Consider the following 20,758-nt stretch of genomic DNA (forward strand, 5'->3'; position numbering starts at 1 on the left):
TTAATATTTTATTTTTGAACTCCTGTTAAATTTCAATTTTGATTTCTTATTTTTCAGGAACAGCATCGTTTGCTGATGTGGCATACAAACCTAAAAGGGTGCCTGTAAAACCTCCCGCCACGTTGGTAGATAATATATCTCCGGAAACAGTACCACCTAAACTTTGAAATTCCCCTGCATTTAAGGCAAAACTAAATTTATAATCGTCCCCATCTGCTTCTACTTTAAGTTGAAGTTTATCTTTTATTGATATTTCTTTACTGGCAAGTATTTCCGAAAACCCGTCCTCTGTTCTTTCCAGAATTACGTAGTGCTTATCATCTTTTTGGGTAATACCGAACACATAATTAAATTTTTCATTTTGTAAAGCTGTAATTCCCGCTAAATCATTTTCAGATTTTGGTTTGTATTCCATGGTAGTTGTAAAAGAAAAATTCTTGTGTTGCTGCCGGTGAAATAATGTAGAAGTAGGTTTTACCTCTTTAATGTTCACGTCAAAAGGATTTATTTGAAGTCCATTTTTTGTAAATTCCATAAAATCCTCACGTGGTCCCCTTAAACCAATCCACCTGTAATCCAGGTTTTCTGAAGAAAATTTTTCGGTATAGGTGAAATTTCCATTTGGAAAAAAACCATCTTCTCCTGTTCTGTTTTTAACACCTTCAGGCATTTGAAGTTTTGGCTCCATTGGAACTAAACCATTTTCAAAAACAGGGAATTCCCCAGACCAATCTATAGGCAGGATAAAAATTTCCCTACCGGTAGTAACCCGATCCTTTTCATTGGGGCGGATTGCCAGAAAGACCCCATAATATCTTCCATCAGGCCCAGTCACTAAATCGGCATGACCTGCCCAATCGACTTTATTTTTTCGGTCTTTTGGAAAATAACGCTGGGTAAGAATAGGATTGGATGGTGCCGGTTCATAAGGTCCCAGCGGATCATCACTGACAAAAATGACTTCACTATGCCACCCTCCTGTACCACCTTCGGCACACATTAAATAATACCGCCCATTGTTTTTATAAATATGGGGTGCTTCGATCCAAATAGGCTTATCTGCAAGGTCGACCCCTCCATTTACAATGATTTTATCGGTTCCTTCTATGACCTGATCTTCCTCAAGATCATATTCCCAGATTTTAATGACCCGGTGACCCTGGTATAACTCTTCCCCTGCATTGGGTGCATCGTTATGAACCACATAAGCTTTCCCGTCATCATCAAAAAAGATGGCAGGATCTATTCCCTGGAAATCCAGTTTAATGGGATCGCTCCATCCCTCTTTTGGATCTTTGGTTTTTACGACCATATTCCCAAATCCGCCGGCAAATTGGGTTACAATCATATAAAAAGTATCATTGTATGGATTATACCTTATATCCGGCGCGTAAATTCCGGCGCTAATTCCTGTATCGTGAACTTTTAGCTGGGATTTCCGATCCAGCACATGACCGATTTGTGTCCAGTTGACCAAATCATTAGAATGGAAAATTGGCACCCCGGGGAACATTGCGAAGGATGAGACTACTAAATAATAGTCATCACCTTTACGCGCAATTGCGGGATCTGGATAAGTACCCTGTAAAATTGGATTATAGAATTCATCAGGTTCCAGAGGATGTTCTTTATAAACATCATCATTTCCTTCGTATACCACACTAGAAAATATCGGGACGTTTTTTTGAGCATTGCTACCAGTAAAGAAAAATAAAGCCAATAGGGCCGTGATCAAACTAACTTGATTTTTTTTCATTATTTAATTTTTCTAGTAATTTTTAGTATACTATATAATAAAAGCAGGATCCCATATTACTAATTTCAGGTTTTGGGATCTGTAATAATTAGAATTATTCTACAGCTTTTACTCCTTTTTCAGTTTGTTCTACTTTCTGAATAGTACCATCTTTATTATAATGCATGTAATCTACAGTAATAGAACGGCGATAACTTCCGCCAGTGGGTAAAACTCCGTTATGGTAAAAAAAATAATCTTTTCCTTTATAATTTACGATACCGGGATGGATGGTAAAACTGTTAGGAGCGCTGTCTGCCAGTATTCCCTGATACTCCCAGGGACCTTCCGGGCTGTCGGAGATAGCATATTCAATTCTTTCACGTTCTCCTCCATGGCTGGCGTATACTAAATAATACAGACCTTTTCTTTTGTAAACCCAGGGACCTTCTACAAAATTCTTTGGATTGTAATATTTAATAGATCCATCTAATTCGACCATATTATCCTTTAATTTCACCATTTTGAGACTGCCATTGCCCCAATACATATATGCCTGCCCGTCATCATCTACAAAAACTGAAGGATCTATATCATCCCATCCGTGTGGATTATCGGTAGTCATTTCATTGTATATTAAAGCTTCTCCTTTTGCATCTGTAAATGGTCCCAACGGTGAATCGGCAACTGCGACTCCTATTGCACCTCCACCATCACTCCTGTCGTCATTCTTATGAAATGTTGAGACATAAAAATAAAATTTCCCGTCCCTTTCTTCCACCTCAGCTGCATAGGCATCCCCGGTTGCCCAGGAGAAGTCTTTTGGGGATAATTTAGGTCCGTGATTAGTCCAGTTCTTCATATCTGTAGTAGAAAATACTAACCAGTCTTTCATTTCATAATTGGTTGAAGTCACCGACGCAGTATCATGACTGGTGTAAAGGTACAAGGTACCATTGTGCACAAGCGGGGCAGGATCGGCCGTAAAGACATCTGTAATAATGGGATTTTGAGCTTTTAAATGCTGCGGTGCAAGCAATAATCCAAATCCAACCAATGCTAACATTATAATTCTTAGATTCATAAATTCAAATTTTATATTTTCAATCATCTTTTAATCCTTAATTTATACTGTCTTCCTTTAGAAGTATTCAAATCGTATTCATAAACTTTCTGAATTTTTGCTTCTGTCAATTTGGCTTCTTATGAAACAAGGGGTTGTTTAATGTTAGGGAGCCTAAAGAAAACATTAGGATTAGCTCCTTTTGCTTCTTCATCAATGCTTAGATCTTTATAATTTTGAGCATATTGCTTTCTGAAATTATTTCACCTCCTTCATTTTAAATGTTAGTGATGGCCAAAAATTCTACCTTCCCTTCCACTTCCTCAAAACCACTGGTCTTACCGCGAACTTTCCTGACTCCAGGATAAGGGTGAAATCAAAAACAGCATTCCCAGAAATACAGATAACAGCAAATTGGTATTTACGCTGACTCTCATTTTTATTCCACCAATTATCATATAAAAATTATTTCCTACTTTTTATATGATATAACAGCACCAGTTATTTCATTTTCCATTCTATTTATAATGTTTTTAACAGCAAGACTTCCCTGCTTAGTAGGTGCCTGATCAATAGCAAATAAGGATGAGCGATAATTTTCTTCCATGATACCAGCGGAAAATCCAATAAGAGAGATATCCTTCGGTATTTTGTAACCCCACTGCAATAAATTTTTTATTACTTGAATAGCTGTCAGTTCATCGGAAACTAAAATTCCATCTATTCCATTTGATCTAATAGCATATTTTAACTCATTACTAGAAATTTTTAAGCTGTCGTATTCCAAAACATTGCCTTTCCCTGTAAAATTTAAAACTGCATTTAAAAATCCGTTCTTACGCTTTTCATATAAATCTATCCCTGATAATCCCGAGATATAAAGAATGTTTTTTCTACCAGATCTAATTAAATTTTGTGTAGCTCGATGAGCTTCCTTAAAATCATCTACACCTATTTCTTCACAATTCAAATTATTAATCGACCTACCAAAAATAACTACTGGTATTTTTCTCTGCTTTAAGAGATTTACGTGATTTAAATCATCCAACTTCTGTGTCTCTTTGGAAGGCGACAAGACAATGCCATCTACCTGACGTTGAATTAGAAAATTGATATTTTCCTTTTCTCTGCTCACCAATTCATCAGAAATGGAAGCTACTATTCTGTATCCGTTATTATTGGCCTCCTTAATCATACTTTCCAGTGCCAGAGAATAAAATTCTGTTTGAATGGTAGGAATAATGACACCAATTGTTTTCACCCTCTTATCCTTTAAATCTTTTACCTGATGATTGGGAACATAATTAGTTAATACTGAAACTTTTCTTACTCTTTTCTTCGTTTGAGCATCGATCTTACTACTATTGCTCCAAGGTTTTGAGATCATACTTGAAGATAATAATGCTGAAAGGGCACATAATTTAATTCTTTCTCTCATGATTTTAATTTTTACACCATATCCGCCTCTTAATTAGATTTTATAGGAATAGGAACGACCAAATACCAGACCTGTGAATCCAATAATAATAATTGCAATATTTTATTTTAAAAGAACAGGCTGTTAAATCAAAACAGAGAAGGTTTTATCTTTTGTAAGATTGTCAATGTCAGAATCAGTAAATTCCACTATACTTTTTCAAACTAAAACTTATAATAAGTTATAAAAACCTGCTCATAGATAAACAACCTGTTTACACCTTATGACTCTAAATAATAATACCCATTTTTGGTAAAGCTGATTTTTTCCTAGACTAAAGAAAAAATAGAAATATCAGGAACGAATTTAGTCCAATTCCTTTGTAAAGAGTGATTTGTATTGTTACAATTTGTTTCTTCTATGATACATTTGAAGAAAATTACTTCCTTGAAATAAAAAAGGAGCTGTTTTATTAAAATATATGGAAGCTTATGTATTGTTGATTTTTCGTATATTTTTTAAATGAAGATTAACCTGATCTACGAATCCTAAAGCAGCCTTATGTGTTAAACTTTGTTAAAGCGGGACCAATTCGGTGACCAATATTTTTATAGCATCTGAAAGTCCCTAAAAATACTGGAAAGTATAAAAAATGGTCGTTCCCTCCGACTCCACTAGATAGCCCCGGAACAGCAATGTTTACGGGGTTTTTTGTTTTCTGGTGACAGATTATATTCTTGGAGGTATTCGTATAGCAGTTTTTATATCAGCTGTAGTAACGCCCGAGGATTGAAGGTTTTGTCTCATTCCATCATAAACCATTTCATCTTTTTCTGGATTTGAAATGGTCAATTACAATGTGAATGGGCTCCAGAGCTAGGCATTTTCACCCCGTCTCTTGTAAGATATTCAACTTGAAGTTTCCAATCAGTTGTTGGTCCCACTCCCCTTTTAAACGTTTTTTCATGTACCTTCACTGGACTCCATTTAAAAGAATGCTCAATTTGATCCTTTTCATATTTACCAGCATCTTTGCTTGTGAGAGTATAAATAGCATCCAAACGCCCCTTATATTTCCCATCATTTTGCTGCTGCCTTAGAGCGGCATTAATATTAACTCTAACAAATTCACTTCCATATCTATAATCAAATTCAGGACTATTTACTATTGTTAATTTGGCTCTACCTGTTCTCAGTAATCAAAAGTCCAATATGTTTTTAAAAGGAATAGCCATGATGTGCGGGATCAAAAAACGGTTGACCACACACCTTGCCCGGCACACATTTGCAACCACCATTACATTGTCCAATGGAGTTCCAATAGAAGCGGTAAGTAAAATGCTTTCGCACAAAAATTTGAGAACACCTCAGAATTACGCAAAATTGTAGATCGAAAAATTAGTGATGATATGAAAGCCTTTCGGGAAAAGCTGGATATAAAGGACTTTAAAAACCGTGCATCTGAAAAGAAACCGGATTGAGCTCGATTTTTTTGGTAAGCCTTTCAGGAATTAAAAAATTCATGGAATTTGTGAACTTCTACCTGTTTCAAAAATTTATATTAATGGTAATTTCAATAGTTATTCATCTATCTTTTCGAACCTTTATACATTTATTCAGTCAATCCAACTTTTTTGACTGCATAAAAGAACTCCTGCACAACTTGAAAAAAATTTATACTGGTCGTAAGTTCAGGGGGTAGATTAACATTAATTTATAAAAAATGAATTGATTTTTAAATTGCTAAGCCTAAATTAAAAGTTTCAAGTAAATGGAATGAATTTAATAATTAGACCGTCAATCCTTATCTGGCAGTTAATGGTTATAGCAGCCGTTTCCAGTACTGTAAGTGCCCAGGAAAATCCCAAAGTTACAGTTGGCGGTGCTCTACGTTTTAATTATAATTTATCTTCCTGGAAGCCTGAGCAAAAATCAAGAGGAGGTGATTTTGGATATGATCTATTCAGAATAAATGCAATGGCATCCTACAAAGGAATTTATCTTAATGCTGAATACCGTCTCTACTCTGATGCCTTCGGGGGCGGAATGCTGAAACAAGGCTGGTTTGGTTACCATTTCAGCGAAACAAATGAACTGCAATTGGGACTTACCCAGGTGCCTTTCGGAATTCAGCAATATAATTCCAACAACTGGTTTTTTAACCTTTCTTATTATGTAGGCCTAGAAGATGATCATGATATGGGGATCAAATATATCCATATGGGAGAGAAAATGGAATATCACCTGGCTTTCTTTAAAAATGCTGAAGAAATGCGCTTTGGGAATGACACAGAGATCTCTCCCAGCAGGTATTCTTATGATATAGCAGGAAGAAATAAGGAAATCAACCAATTCAATGGTAAACTCGTCTATAAATTTGGAAACAACGTGCTGCAGCGAATAGGGATATCCGGGCAGTATGGAAGTTTATACAATCTGAATACTAGAGAAACAGGAGATCATTATGGACTTGCTCTGCATTATGAAGCAACCTATAAAAACTGGAACCTGAAAGCGGAAGCGATGAACGTCTCTAATAACCCTGAAAACGCACCAGGTCTTCCGCGGGAGGTAATATCAATGGCAGCTTATGGTGCGGCCTATGAAGTTGCTGCAGATTTTAACATTTATACTATGACCCTTGCCCAAAATGTTTCAGTAGATTGGGGACCGGTATCATCTTTTCGATTCTATAATGATATAGGGTATATGCAGAAGAAAAAAGATGATTTTGAGGATTCTGTCATGAATGTAACCGGAGTTTTAGTAACCGCAGGAAATATTTATACGTATATTGATTATGCTGCCGGTTTAAACCATTCCTGGCTGGGAGGAAATTATATTGATGATTTTAGCCGTGGAACACCAGGAGCTAATTGGGAGGCGAGGTTCAATATTAATATTGGGTACTATTTTTAAACTAATAAAGCAAATAGGAGATAAAAAATCACTTTATGGCTAAGAAAATTATAAGAAGCGATGAGAAAAAATCTATTATGGGATTGGATGTCAATGGTCCTGTATTTTTCACCTCTTCCATTATTATAATAATAAGCATCACGCTTACCCTAATTTTCAGGGAGCAGGCAGAAAGTTATTTTAATGAGATTCAGAATTTTATTTCTAATACTGTAGGCTGGTTTTTTGTGCTGTGTGTAAATATCTTCCTGATCTTTGTAATCTATCTTGCCTTCAGTAAATATGGGGAGATAAGAATAGGAGGAAAAGATGCCCGACCCGAATTTAAAACTCTTTCCTGGTTTGCTATGCTTTTTAGTGCAGGGATGGGAATTGGTTTATTGTTTTGGAGTATTGCTGAGCCAGTAACGCATTTTATGAATCCACCGCTTGCAGAGGAAGGCACTCCACTTGCGGCGCAAGAGGCAATGAATTTTACATTTTTACATTGGGGATTTCATGCCTGGGGAGTTTATGCGTTAGTGGGTCTTTCTCTGGCATATTTTACCTACTCACATGGCCTACCATTAACCATACGTTCTGTTTTTTATCCTCTTATGGGTGATAAGATCTACGGAAAATGGGGAGACCTTATTGATATCTTTGCAGTTCTCGCTACCCTCTTTGGGCTTGCTACATCATTGGGTTTGGGCGTACAACAAATCGCCGCTGGATTGGCTCATGTTTTTGGTCTTAGCAGCGGAATTGTGACACAAGTGGCACTTATTGCCGGTATTACTCTTGTTGCTACAGCTTCAGTAGTACTGGGGGTGGACAAAGGAGTTAAATTTTTGAGTGAATGGAATATGAGAATAGCAGTGCTTTTACTGGTGCTGGTAGTCCTGCTGGGACCTACAATTTTTATCCTTCAGTCGTTCGTTCAGAATACCGGAAACTATTTTTATAGCTTTCTGCAGATCTCTACATGGACAGAAAGTTATACAGGAAATAACTGGCAAAACGCCTGGACGGTATTTTATTGGGGCTGGTGGATCGCCTGGTCTCCTTTTGTTGGGATGTTTATTGCCCGTATCAGTAAGGGACGTAGTATAAAGGAATTTATTCTGGGCGTGCTTATAGTTCCTTCGCTCATTACTTTTTTCTGGATCACTGCTTTTGGAAGTACATCAATTCAACAAGCTTTAGTTGGAAACGAAGCTGTTCTTGATGCAGTTGATGATAACATAGCCACGGCACTTTTTGTTTTTCTTGAAGACTATCCTTTTGCAGTCGTTCTAAATGTGATAGGAGTAATCCTGATTGGAGGGTTTTTTGTTACTTCTTCAGATTCCGGTTCTTTGGTTGTGGACAGTCTTACATCTGGAGGAAAAATTGATGCACCTGTAGGGCAAAGAATATTTTGGGCAGTTGCCGAAGGTACTGTGGCTGCAGTTCTGCTTATCGGGGGAGGTTTACAGGCCTTGCAAACAGCTTCTATAGCCACAGGGTTGCCTTTTGCTTTTATTCTCCTGTTTATGTGTTATTCGCTTTACACCGCCCTTCAGGACGAACATCGGCAATCTGAAGAGCGTAAAACACAAAAGGAATGGGAAAGCTATGAAGAACGGCTCGCGGATATCATCAAAAAACGAGGCTCCGCAAAATCAAACCCTAATCTTTAATTTTAATTTTCATGAAGAATTATAAAAATATACTCGTTGCCCTGGATCTTTCAGACCTGGATGAGATCCTTATTAAATACGCTTCTTTTCTTTGTGAACGGCTAAAAGCAGAAAAGGTGTATTTCGTCCATAACATAAAAAAATACGAGATTTCTGAACTCTTTGAAGAACAGCTTAAAGATGTTAATCTTGACCAGGTTATTGGAGATGAATTGAATGAGAAAGTACAGGAGCATTTTAAAGCAGCTATAGATTGGGAGGTTTTAATTTCTGAAGATCCCTACAGTGAGTCCCTCATCAAATACGTTGTAGATAAATATGCAATTCAGTTGGCCATTGTTGGTAATAAAAAGCACGAAAAAGGTACCGGACTCGTGAGCGGTAAACTGCTGAGGCTGCTAAGGTGTGATATTTTAGCTCTACCGCGTATAGCCCAACCAGACATCGAACTCATCTGGGCCGGGACTGATCTTTCTCCTGAATCACGAAAAGTATTTAATGTCACCAAAGCTTTACAGGAGCATGATGGCACTTCTCTTAAACTGGTGCATGTCTATAGCGTACCGGTGCAATTTTCACCTTATGTTTCTGCTGAATCAATGGCTCCCAAGGTAGAAAAACATGTGAAGGAGAAAATAGAAAAGTATATCAGGAAGATAAATTATTCTGAATCTATTGAGCCACTTTATTTCCTGGGAAGGGAATCTGGTGCTGCCCAAAAAATTATTGCCAATATTAAAAAATCCAATGCAGACCTGCTAGTGGTCGCAGATAAAGGGGGTAATACTTTTTCCCCTTTCGCAGTAGGTAGCGTAACAGAAGAACTATTTAATGCCAACTTTGGTGTGCCTCTATGGGTAACAAAATAGAACCTACAATGGAATTCGCGGATAGTTATGGATTTCTTTCTCCTCCCCATCTTTCACGTTAACAATTCTGCTTGGCCTGTTGTGCACTGCGATCTCTCTTGCTTTGTTGCCAGCATCAAGCTCTTCCTTAAAGGCCTGAATGAATTCCCTGTCGTGATTAAAAACGTGCCATTCTTTTTTTTCCTCATTCCATTGCACCCGGTAGGTCCTTTCGTTTATAACGTGACTTTTAGCTCGTAAAAGATCCAGAATTACTTTGCCATCGCTGTAGTTTCCACCTGGATAAGACATAGGAAGAAGAGCAAAAAAAATGTAATAAAGTGAAAAATAGGTAAACTGGTATGTGAACATATTTGTATCCATCAATTCCTGTTCTACCAGGATCATTACAGCCATTACTCCGAAAATATTGAAAAGACTACCTCCAAAAAATATAAGGATATTGCTCCACCTTCTATTAAGTCGTAGGTTCTCAAAGGTGCATAGGCCATACCAGAAGTAATATTTACGTACCTCAATCATTCCCCAATTAAAAATGGGCTTTCCGGTACCCACACTTACTTTAATGTTTTTCCCACCCATCAACCAGGCGAAAAAAACATGACCTCCTTCATGTAAGATAGAAATCAGTGGCATTACCAGAAAAAATGCTAAAAAAAACTTCGGTAAATCGCTGATTCCAAACATTCCAATTTAATTAAGGAAAGTTTCTCATTGAACAAGATGTTCTGATTTTGTTGTTGAAACTTTCAACACATATTTACAAAGATTAAGAATTTGTATAGGTTGAAAAAAATCTTTAACAGGTTTTAGGAGTGTGATCTTCCAAAAAGGAATTTCTGTACAATTTTTGACTTTCTTTCTATAAGGGAGAAAAGAAGCGGAATCAATGGTTTCCTTTAATACTATTTATAGTTTAGTATTACTTTTGGTTGAAATAAATATAAATGCATTCGGAAGATAGCATTTGTGAATTGTAAAAATTAGTGAAGAACAAAAAATGAGCAAGTAGAGAACAAGCTGTGGTCCTCTGCTGAACAAGCTCTGGTACAGTTGGCCCCGGAAATTAAACAAACGCGCTATCGCGCCTAATCTGATCAAACTTTGGCCAAAAAGTTCTTTATTTTTAATTTCTACACAAACCTTTCCTTTATGTTTTCAGTTTTTTCCGCTATTTAAAAAGAAAAAGAGGTGAAATAGTGTCAATTAACTGGAATCGGTAATTCCCTTTGGTAAAAGACATTATTGTCTCTCTTATCATTGTAGTCTAAACACAGCTCCATAAAGAACAAAGTTTGAGCGACAGCCTTAATCCTGATAAGGAACTTTACCAGTAATGGTAACAATGACAATATAGATCCGACAGAAGAACCTATAGGAGGATAGTCATAGTCGTATAAAAATAAAAAGCCGCAATCCCTAAGGCTTTTTTCTAATTTCGTGACATTTATATAAAGGTGAAACCTATAACTCTCCTTCAATTGAAAAGATTTTGAACAAAAACATCCTATCAACTTTAAACGATTTTGAAATAAATATGGTAAAGTACCTGGCAAAGGGCTTTTCTCAGGACGAAATTCAGGAAAAACTAAAAAGTCAGAATATCAAACCTAATAGTAAAAGTGCTATCGAAAAAAAGCTAAAAAGCTTACGAGAAAATTTTAACCTAAAAACCAGTCCCCCATCTTATATATATTATGCAGGATTTGAAGTTAATATAATAATATGCCAGACATAAGAAGTTAAATTGAGTAGGGTCGATTTTTACCGAAGAAGGCTTGCATATTTCTTTTATATAACTCCGGAAAACAATTTTTTAAGATAATATTATAGAAGAAGAAATGGAATTAATACCTGAATTACTGCTTGATACCCAACTATTAAAAGTTGTTAAAGCGAGACCCATTTTTCTGCCGTTTTGTTATTGAGGTTGAAATAACAATGGCGCCAGTTCGTATAAGCTACGACGCCAGGTATGGAATTCGTGGGCTGTTCCTTCAGAAACGTAGGAAACCGCATTAAAACCTTCCTTTTGCAACTCAGAAACCGCTCCTTTTACGGCATCAGGTCTTTCTTTACTTCCGGTACTAATAAAAATTAATTGAGGATTGGTTCTATCCTCGAGTTCCTTCGGTTCATAAATCCCTCCACTAAATAAGGCATAGTGCGAAAACACATCAGGCTTTTTTAGAGTGATAAGTTTTGTTTCAAAAGCTCCCATAGAAAGGCCTGCCATTGCGCGATTTTCCTTATTTGCCTTTGTTCTGTACTCAGTATCTATATAAGGAATTAACTCATCTACCAACACCGTTTGAAAAGGCTCGATATCAAATTCTCTTAAACCTCCAAATTCTATCTCATTGGTCATCCCATAAGTCATAACTATAATAAAAGGTTTTGTTTTTCCTTCTGCCAGCAGGTTATCCATAATAAGATTGGCGCGACCCTGATTGGGCCAGGAAGTTTCATTTTCACCATATCCGTGTTGTAAATATAAAACCGGATAGCTTTTCTCTGGTTCCAAATCATACTCGGGTGGCGTATATACAAACGCCCGGCGCGAAGTATCTGTACTTTTTGACGGAAAAAAGATCTGTTCAACTTTACCGTGCGGAACATTTTTTAAAGCAAAGAAATCCTGATCCTGAGCTGGTACTTCAATTCCACTGCCCCATCGATTTGCTCCGTAAAAATATAAGCTTCCGGGATCTGGAACAGAAGCTCCATCTATGTTTAGCTGATAATAATGAAAACCTTCATCCTGAGGTGCCGACTCACCTGTCCACAGTCCTTCTTCATCTTTTTCCATATCGTATTTCACCCCGCCAATATCCAGTTGAACCTTCTTGGCTTCAGGAGCAGATATTTGTGTACGAACCTGTCCCTTTTCGTTCACCATAGGATATTCACTGCCCGGCTGATTTACCGGGGAGGGTTTAAACTTTTCCTCATTGTTTACCTCTTGATCCTGTGCAATACCAATGTGAGATAAAAAGCTTAAGCTTAAAAAGAGTATTAATTTATAGTGTTTCATAATAAGTAGTTTAAGTGTTAATAATTCGATAAGCCTCTCCAGGGAAATTTTGTTACTTAAACAAAAGGGGTGCAAAAGAAAACAGGTTGTGCCGCCAAACAGGCCAGGTGTGGCCACCGGGATATTCGCTATAATCATACTTTATTCCCATTTCATCAAATTTGGCCATCATCGCTTTATTATTATTGTATGCTATATCTTCCTCACCACCCATAGAAATCCAGAAAGACTCCAGGTTATTATTAATTTTCGCTGCATTTTCTTTCATAAAAGTATATTCCGGTTTAGTAAGTTCTGGATTGTCTGTAAACCAGCCAGAGCTAAAAACTCCTAAATGGGAAAACATTTTGGTATTTCGAATACCGCCGTATAAAGTTTGAAGGCCACCCATGGAAAGTCCGGCCAGAGCCCGGTTTTCAGCTCCCGGTGCCACGCGATAATTACTTTCCACAAAAGGTATAACACCATGTTTTAATTCCTGCTCAAATGTATGAAGAGATTGTTGAAAAGAATCTCGGGATCCCAAGTTTCCATCCATCATTACCACCAGCATAGGTTCAGCTTTGTTTTCCGCAATAAGGTTATCCAGAATCAAATCGGCCCGTCCCTGTGTAGACCAGCCACGTTCATCCTCTCCTCCACCGTGCAATAAATATAACACAGGGTAATCTTCGTTTGAAGCGTCGTAACCCGGAGGAGCGTAGACATACATTCTGCGCCAGGTATTTGTTACTTCAGAAAAATAGCGCTGTATCCGTACATCTCCATGCGGCACATCTTTCAAGGCATAAAATTCTCCCTCCCGGGATGGAATTTCAATTCCGCTTGCCATTCTACCCATTCCGTAAAAGGTTTCGCTGGCAGGATCGGCCACTGCAACGTCGTCAATAACCAAAGAATAATAATGAAAGCCCTGACCAATAGAATCCGTAGTAACCGTCCAGGTTCCACTGGAATCTTTTTCCATATCATATTTGCGCCCAAGATCAATCTGCACCTTCTTCGCTTCCGGTGCATCTATGCGAAATCTGACACGATTGTCAGGAAGTATCTGCGGATAATCTGCGGAACGAATATTTGTTGAAGCCGGAGTCCCTAACACAGTGTATTCTGAAAAAGAAGACTCATCTACCGGTTTAAATAAAAACTGACTGAACATAAAGAGTCCATTCTTCCAGACTTTAAAATCGTGGCCACCGGGCTCCAGGTAGTAAATGTGCGGTACTCCTTTCTGAAAAAGATAATTATGAGTTCGCTGACTTACATTAATAAGATCGTCCTTATCGCCACAAGAAATAAAGAGCAGCTCAAGTTTCTCCTTTGCCTCCTGTAGATTTGGTAGCAGTGCTTCTGGTTGTTTGGTATTGGGTGCGGCAGAAAATGCGCCTATCCAGGCAAATTTATCGAGATTGCCCAGGCCAAAGTTGAGAGATTGACCACCGCCCATTGAAAGTCCGGCAATAGCTCGATTCTCGCGATCTGTCAGCACCGGATAATTCTTTTCAATAAAAGGAATCAGGTCATTTAATAAATCATCTTCAAAACGGCTAAAAGCTTCAATTTTATCCGGTGCAAAGATATTTCCTTCGGCACGGTCGTTTTTCATCGCCCTTCCGTTAGGCATTATCACCAGCATCGGTTCAAGCTTATTTTCAGCATAAAGGTTATCAAGAATTACCTGCGGATTAGCTCCTTTCAGCCATTCTTTTTCATCACCGCCAATTCCGTGAAGCAAGTATAACACAGGATGGCCTTTCTCTTTTGAAAAACCAGGGGGAGTATAAATTAATGCTTTTCGGGTATTCCCTATCGTTTTAGAAAAATAAGTAATAGTGTCTATTTTTCCGTTGGCAATGCCTGTTCGTTCCTCATCAAAACCCTCTGGCATTTCTTTGGCGATCTCCTGAGAACACACAGAAGTACCTATTACCAAAAGAATGATTAAAGACGTAATATACTTTATCATAGAAATTGAATTTTATTAAATTTAAAAAAGTAGAGAAACATTTAGAAAATAAATTATTTTCTACTTTGGCTACTGCTAATTTAAAACAGTAAGATTACGAAATAAACATTTCGAGCCCGTCCTCCGGAAATTAATCTGGCGGCCCTCTTCTTCCCTATTTGCTGATGTTCTACTTGAGCTCTGACACAATACAGATTTATAGGTCTACTTCACTTCCTTTACAAAGATATTAGGAAGCCCGTAAAAAAAGCCATCGATTTGTTACACGTTCTTTTCATCATGTTACATTGGAAATTTATTATTAGAATATCGTTTATTTTAAGTATTCTGCTCCCGTATCCACTTAAATTTAAAATATCAAAAGTCTTTAAATCGACCAGTATATTTTTTTTACCTTCGATCGTATTCATTTTTTCAACGTTGACTTCACATAAATAACCAGACACGAATATTACCAAACACCTTTGTTAAAGGTGAAGGTTTTAAAAATAAAAATTGATGAATTTCTATTTTTAATCGTATAAAATTGCGAAATTCCGACTGATTTAATAAACTTGTGGTCACTTGCACTATTAGTTTATAAGGTACTTTTCTAGAAATTATAGCAGGATCATTATATTCCTTTTAATACTAATTTTTTGATTATTTCTAATTCAACCTTTAGCATTTGAAAATAAAAGAACTACTTATAGTCCTCATACTTTTCCCTTTATTAGCAGTGGCTCAATCGGGCAGGTTATTTTCAACTGATTCTGAGTTATCCAGCAGTCTCGTGAATGATGTACATCAAGATAGTAAAGGATTTATTTGGATAGCCACAGAAGATGGTCTCAACAGATATGACGGCTCAAAGTTTACCATCTTCAAACAAAACCGTAGTGATTCCAAATCCCTATTAAATAATTATGTAAAGGAGATTTTCGAAGACAGCAAGAATAGACTTTATTTTGGTTTTTTTAACGGACTTCAAATATATGATCACGCCACCGAAGATTTCGAAGAAATCCCTTTATTACTTGAGAATAATGATCCTTATAAAGCACATGTATTATGTATCCTGGAAAGGAAAAACGGACAGGTTCTTGTAGGAACATCTGGCGAAGGAATTTTCGAAATTGACTCTTCAGACTCAGCACCTGCAGCCCATAGCCTACCAAATTTAATTTCAAGTCCATTTATTTTAAAACTTTTTGAAGACAATGAAGAAAACCTATGGATTATAACACAAGATCAGGGAATTTTTAAAATTGATTCGAAGAACCGAGTCAGACAATATCTTTTTAATGAGAAATATCAAAACAATATTTCCACTATAATTCAGGACGCAGATCAAAATATTTTTATAGGAAGCTTTAATCACGGACTTCTGAAGTACGATAATGCTTCCGATGATTTTCTTCCTATTTCATCAACCGAAAATACATCTATTACATCCCTGCACTTATCAAAAGAAAACAAGATTTTAATTGGTACTGATGGAGAAGGCTTAAAAACCTTTATCCCTTCTCAACAGGAGGTAAACGAAACGAATATTAATTTTCCAAATTACAATTTCTCTAAGGCTAAAGTGCATTCAATTATTGAAGACAAAGTAGGAAATCTATGGCTTGGTCTGTATCACAAAGGGGTTATGCTAATTCCTGCAAGAAAAAACAATTTCAATTACATAGGATATCAGTCTTTTAAAAATAATATTATTGGTTCCAGTACCGTAATGTCAGTATTTAAAGATGAAGACGAAACATTATGGGTAGGAACAGATGGTGATGGTTTGTATGGAATTTCTCCCGGGATGAAAAAAAAATATCATTACTCCAATAATACGAAGGACTCAGGAAATTCATCGACTATCATGTGTATTTTTGAGGATTCTAAAAATAATTTATGGATCGGAACTTATCTGAATGGATTAGCTAAACTTGATAAAGAAAAGAACCGATTTGATTATGTTGAGGGCTTAAGGGATGAAAAAAAATATCAGGTCAATCGGGTTTTCAGTTTAACTGAAGACAATGATGATCGTCTTTGGATTGGCACAATGGGTTCGGGGCTTTTTTCCCTTAATTTAACTTCTAATGAAGTAAAGAACCACAATGTCATCAAAAATGGTGAACCAAATAATGTCCTGGATAACGAATGGATTAATTGTCTCCTTTTTTCTGAAAGCGATAAACTTTATATCGGCACTTTTGATGGCCTTAGCATTTTAAATTTAAAGACTTATAGTTATGTGACAGAACAAGGTAAGAATAAATTCTTACGGGGAAAAATTGTCTATTCACTCTTTGAAGATAAGGAGAAAAACCTTTGGATTGGAACATCAGAAGGTCTATTCCTTAAACCAGAAGGAGAAGAAATTAAGAGAAAATATACAACTGAGGATGGTCTTCCGAGCAATATAATAAGCTCCATCGTCAGTGATGATGAGAATAATTTATGGATTAGTACCAGTCATGGCATTTGTAAATTTATTCCAGCGAAAAATCAGTTTTTTAATTATTTTTTTAATGATGGCCTTCAAGGCAATGAATTTCTCAAAAACGCTTCTTATGCTTCCGAGAATCAGTTATTTTTTGGTAGTACAAATGGTGTAACCTTCTTCGATCCCAGTGAAATAATAGAACAGCGAATAATTCCTAATGTAGAAATAACCGGATTTTATCTTCAGGATAAATCTGTAAAAAAAGGGACGAAATCTGGAAGTTATGACATTGTTGATAAAGCTATAATTGACGCCGACACCTTCCACTTATCACATAAGGATAATGATTTTAGCATCGAATTTTCTTCGTTGGAATTTGATAATCCTGAAAGGGTGAAATTCTTGTATAAATTTGATGGAGGCGAGTGGATTAAATTACAACCTGGTGTTAATAATGTCACCTTTAGTGATCTCCAACCAGACTATTATTCTTTTGAGGTTAAAGCTGATGATCAAGGTTATTTTTCGGACATTAGAAGTCTAGAAATTATCGTTCATCCTCCATGGTATTTCTCGACCTGGATGAAATTTCTTTACACCGTTCTTTTTATCATCTTTTGTTACTTCATCCTTCATCAAATTCGTCAACGTCAAGAAACCAGGAAGAGGCTTCGAAATTACAAGCAGGCTAAGGTAATTAATGAAGCTAAGCTACAATTTTTAACAAATATCTCCCATGATATTAAAACACCTATTTCTTTAATTACCAATCCTTTAAAAAAATTAATTCTTACTGATGATAATGAGGCAAGACAAAAGAGTTACCGGATAATGCAACGTAATTCTGACCGTATCTTGCAGTTGATCGACCAATTAATCGATGCCAGAAAACTGGATAAGGGTCAAATTGAATTAAAATTTCGTCAGGTAGAGCTAATCTCCTTTATACAAGATATTTACTCTCTTTTCGAAGATCAAGTTAATGAAAAGAACCTCCGCGTTAAATTTTACTCAGAAGTTGAGGAACTTCAAGTTTGGATAGATCCTAAACATTTTGATAAGATTATACAAAATGTACTTTCTAATGCGGTGAAATTTTCTCCAGAAAATGGCCTTATTAAAATAATTATTACCACTAAAAACCTAGGTAGTACTGCAGTTAAATCTGGAAAGAAATATTTTCATATAATAATTAAAGATGATGGAGTTGGAATAAATAAGAGTGAGATAGAAAAGGTATTTGACCGTTTTTATCAGGTAAATAACAATCTACGTCGTTCTGAAGGTACAGGTATAGGTCTTCATCTTACCCGGTCTATTGCCAAATTACATCATGGAACTATCTACGCCAAAAACAACAGAAATGGAGTTGGTTGTAAATTTATTGTAAGTATACCTTTAGGTAAAAAACACCTTAGTCCAGAAGAAATTGACCATGAAGTAAAGCATAATGAAAACTTTAAACCAGAAAATAAAAGATTAATCTCCCCAATTTTAAAAGATGAAGGTGATTCAAATACTAATAATAAAAACAAACCTAAAATCCTGGTTATAGATGATAATCAGGATGTAAGGAATTACATCTGCCAGGAATTACAATTACAGTACAATATTGTTTCAGCATCAAATGGTAAAGCAGCCTTACCAATAGCTTTAAAAGAAAATCCCGATCTCATTATTAGTGATATAGTAATGCCCCAGATGAATGGTATTAAATTTTGCAGAAAACTAAAAAATAATATTAAGCTCAATCATATACCAATAATTCTATTGACAGGTAAAACAGATGATGAAACAAAAGTACAGGGACTAGATATAGGTGCAGACGCTTACCTGGCAAAACCTTTTAATATTGAAATCCTAAAAAAGACAGTTAAAAGCCTTATCAGGAATAGAAAAATTCTTAAAAATTCATTCGGAGGTAATCAAACTCATAATGATAAAATCGAAAAGGTTCAAATGAAATCTGCTGATGAGAAGTTAATCCAGCGTTTCATGGATGTGGTGAGCAAAAATCTAAATAGCACAGATCTTAATGTCGAAATGATTGCACAGGAATTAGGAATTAGCAGAGTACATCTCTACCGAAAATTAAAGCAATTAACAAATCAATCTGCGCGGGAGCTTATTAGAAACGTACGATTAAATCAAGCAGCCGAACTGTTAATTTCTAAAAACATATCTGTTTCGGAAGTGGCATACGCTACCGGCTTCTCAAGTGTATCTAAATTTTCAACCAGTTTTAAAGATTTTTATGGTGTTTCTCCTTCTAATTACAGAAAAAAGAATTTAACAAAAAATAGCATAAGTTAATAATACCCGAAAATGTAAATTATACTTGAATGTGCTTTTGGTTCTGCTAGTTCAAAAAAAATTATTTATTGAACGGGATAAAACTAATAAGGGTTTGAAATCTATAATCCTGATTTATTATTATTGATTTTGATCAAATAATATCTGGGCATATTGATATAAAGACCTGCGCCAGGTTAACCACTCATGGGCAGTTTCTGGCGACGAATAATAAGTGTAATCTATATCCTGTTTTTCCAGCATATCCCGAAATGCATTTACGGTATTGAAGAAAACCTCAGCCTCTTTAGTCCCCAATCCCAGGAAAAGAACATTAAGTTTTTGCTCAACTTCTTCGGCATTGCTAAAAGCACCATTTAGAAAAGTATATGCATCCAGTTCTTTATTGCCGGGAAAGTTGGCTGTACCACTAAAACCACCGTAATACGAAAATTGGTCCAGGTTATTCATAATAATGCTCATGGTTTGACTGGCACCCATTGAAAGTCCGGCAATGGCACGGTTATCCCGGTTTGGAATTGTGCGAAACTTGTTATCAATTTTAGGAATAACCTCTTTTATAAGTACTTCTTCAAAAGAAGACTTTGGCCGATTCTCTCCCGCTTCTTCAAGGTCTTCAGGTTTATATGCATACCCGTTATCCATTACGATAATCATAGGTTCTGCATTACCTGAAGCAATTAAATTATCCAGAATTAAGTTGGCGTGACCCTGGGAGGACCAGCCGGTTTCATCCTCATAACTCCCATGCTGAAGGTATAGTACCGGATATCTCTTTTCGAGGTTTTCAAAATATCCCGGCGGGGTGTAGACGAAATTACGCCTCCATTGCTGGGTTATTTCTGAAAAATATAAGTTTTCAGAAACGTTTCCGTGGGGAACATCTTTTAAAGCGTAAAATTCTTTATCGCCAGCCGGAATTTCAATCCCGCTGCCCCAGCGACCGGCACCATAATAATATTTTGAACCAGGATCTGGAACTGAAGCACCATCAATATTCAGCTGATAATAATGAAAGCCCTCATCTTGCGGGGCAGATTCTCCTACCCATAAACCTTCTTTATTTTTTTCAAGATCATACTTTACACCACCAATATCTAGCTGAACTTTATTTGCTTCGGGTGCTCCAATTTGGACCCTTACCCTTCCTTCTGAATTTACCTTTGGAAATTTCTTTCCGGACTGATTCACTGAAGAAGGTTCAAAATCTTCAGCGATCTTTTCCTGTTTCGTTTGAGCAAAAGAAAATGATACTGAAAGAATAAATAATAACAATAATTGATTTCTCATAATTTAAAGTTTTTAGAAAGGAGATAATAGTCTCCAGAAGAAATGCACTCTCTACTCATTCAGTTTATA

12 protein-coding genes are annotated in these 20,758 nt (G+C 36.4%); 5 read left to right on the plus strand and 7 right to left on the minus strand.

Annotated features, from left to right (window positions below):
• Positions 1-46: 46 nt before the first annotated feature.
• The 3 genes from RM549_RS03180 to RM549_RS03190 all read right to left on the minus strand — a co-directional run bounded on the left by RM549_RS03180 (position 47) and on the right by RM549_RS03190 (position 4,236).
• Positions 47-1,756 (minus strand): glycoside hydrolase family 43 protein, encoded by a 1,710-nt coding sequence (locus RM549_RS03180; RefSeq protein WP_311681035.1) that lies wholly within the window; start codon positions 1,754-1,756, stop codon positions 47-49.
• 94 nt (positions 1,757-1,850) lie between these two features.
• The gene (locus tag RM549_RS03185; RefSeq protein WP_311681042.1) at positions 1,851-2,819 is read right to left on the minus strand and encodes a glycoside hydrolase family 43 protein; all 969 of its coding nucleotides are present in this window, start codon (positions 2,817-2,819) and stop codon (positions 1,851-1,853) included.
• A 451-nt stretch (positions 2,820-3,270) separates the two neighbouring features.
• Positions 3,271-4,236 (minus strand): LacI family DNA-binding transcriptional regulator, encoded by a 966-nt coding sequence (locus RM549_RS03190; RefSeq protein WP_311681047.1) that lies wholly within the window; start codon positions 4,234-4,236, stop codon positions 3,271-3,273.
• Positions 4,237-5,427: 1,191 nt separating this feature from the next.
• On the opposite strand from RM549_RS03190, the gene RM549_RS03195 reads away from it, so the two are divergent.
• From RM549_RS03195 to RM549_RS03210, 4 genes are all read left to right on the plus strand, one after another.
• Positions 5,428-5,604, plus strand: coding sequence for a tyrosine-type recombinase/integrase (locus tag RM549_RS03195; RefSeq protein ID WP_311681049.1), 177 nt, complete (start codon positions 5,428-5,430; stop codon positions 5,602-5,604).
• A gap of 429 nt (positions 5,605-6,033) precedes the next feature.
• A complete protein-coding gene (locus RM549_RS03200) occupies positions 6,034-7,134 on the plus strand; it encodes a hypothetical protein (protein ID WP_311681652.1) in 1,101 nt (366 codons plus the stop codon).
• A 35-nt stretch (positions 7,135-7,169) separates the two neighbouring features.
• The gene (locus tag RM549_RS03205) at positions 7,170-8,795 is read left to right on the plus strand and encodes a BCCT family transporter (RefSeq protein ID WP_311681052.1); all 1,626 of its coding nucleotides are present in this window, start codon (positions 7,170-7,172) and stop codon (positions 8,793-8,795) included.
• Positions 8,796-8,806: 11 nt separating this feature from the next.
• On the plus strand, positions 8,807-9,664 hold the full coding sequence (locus RM549_RS03210; protein ID WP_311681054.1) for a universal stress protein: 858 nt from the start codon (positions 8,807-8,809) through the stop codon (positions 9,662-9,664).
• Between the two features lie 3 nt (positions 9,665-9,667).
• On the opposite strand, the gene RM549_RS03215 is transcribed toward RM549_RS03210, so the two are convergent.
• The 3 genes from RM549_RS03215 to RM549_RS03225 form a co-directional block, all read right to left on the minus strand.
• The gene (locus RM549_RS03215; RefSeq protein WP_311681057.1) at positions 9,668-10,351 is read right to left on the minus strand and encodes a site-2 protease family protein; all 684 of its coding nucleotides are present in this window, start codon (positions 10,349-10,351) and stop codon (positions 9,668-9,670) included.
• Positions 10,352-11,585: 1,234 nt separating this feature from the next.
• Positions 11,586-12,698 carry an alpha/beta hydrolase gene (locus RM549_RS03220; RefSeq protein WP_311681059.1) on the minus strand — a complete coding sequence of 371 codons (1,113 nt, stop codon included), beginning with the start codon at positions 12,696-12,698 and terminating at the stop codon, positions 11,586-11,588.
• Between the two features lie 52 nt (positions 12,699-12,750).
• Entirely contained in the window at positions 12,751-14,664 is a 1,914-nt protein-coding gene (locus RM549_RS03225) for an alpha/beta hydrolase-fold protein (RefSeq protein ID WP_311681061.1), read from the minus strand.
• Between the two features lie 667 nt (positions 14,665-15,331).
• Between RM549_RS03225 and RM549_RS03230 the strand changes: the two genes are divergently transcribed.
• Positions 15,332-19,399 carry a hybrid sensor histidine kinase/response regulator transcription factor gene (locus RM549_RS03230; RefSeq protein ID WP_311681063.1) on the plus strand — a complete coding sequence of 1,356 codons (4,068 nt, stop codon included), beginning with the start codon at positions 15,332-15,334 and terminating at the stop codon, positions 19,397-19,399.
• Between the two features lie 120 nt (positions 19,400-19,519).
• Here the strand turns inward: RM549_RS03230 and RM549_RS03235 are convergent, their stop codons facing one another.
• Entirely contained in the window at positions 19,520-20,689 is a 1,170-nt protein-coding gene (locus RM549_RS03235; protein ID WP_311681065.1) for an alpha/beta hydrolase-fold protein, read from the minus strand.
• Positions 20,690-20,758: the final 69 nt, after the last annotated feature.

This window comes from Autumnicola patrickiae (assembly GCF_031846525.1).
Classification (GTDB): domain Bacteria; phylum Bacteroidota; class Bacteroidia; order Flavobacteriales; family Flavobacteriaceae; genus Autumnicola; species Autumnicola patrickiae.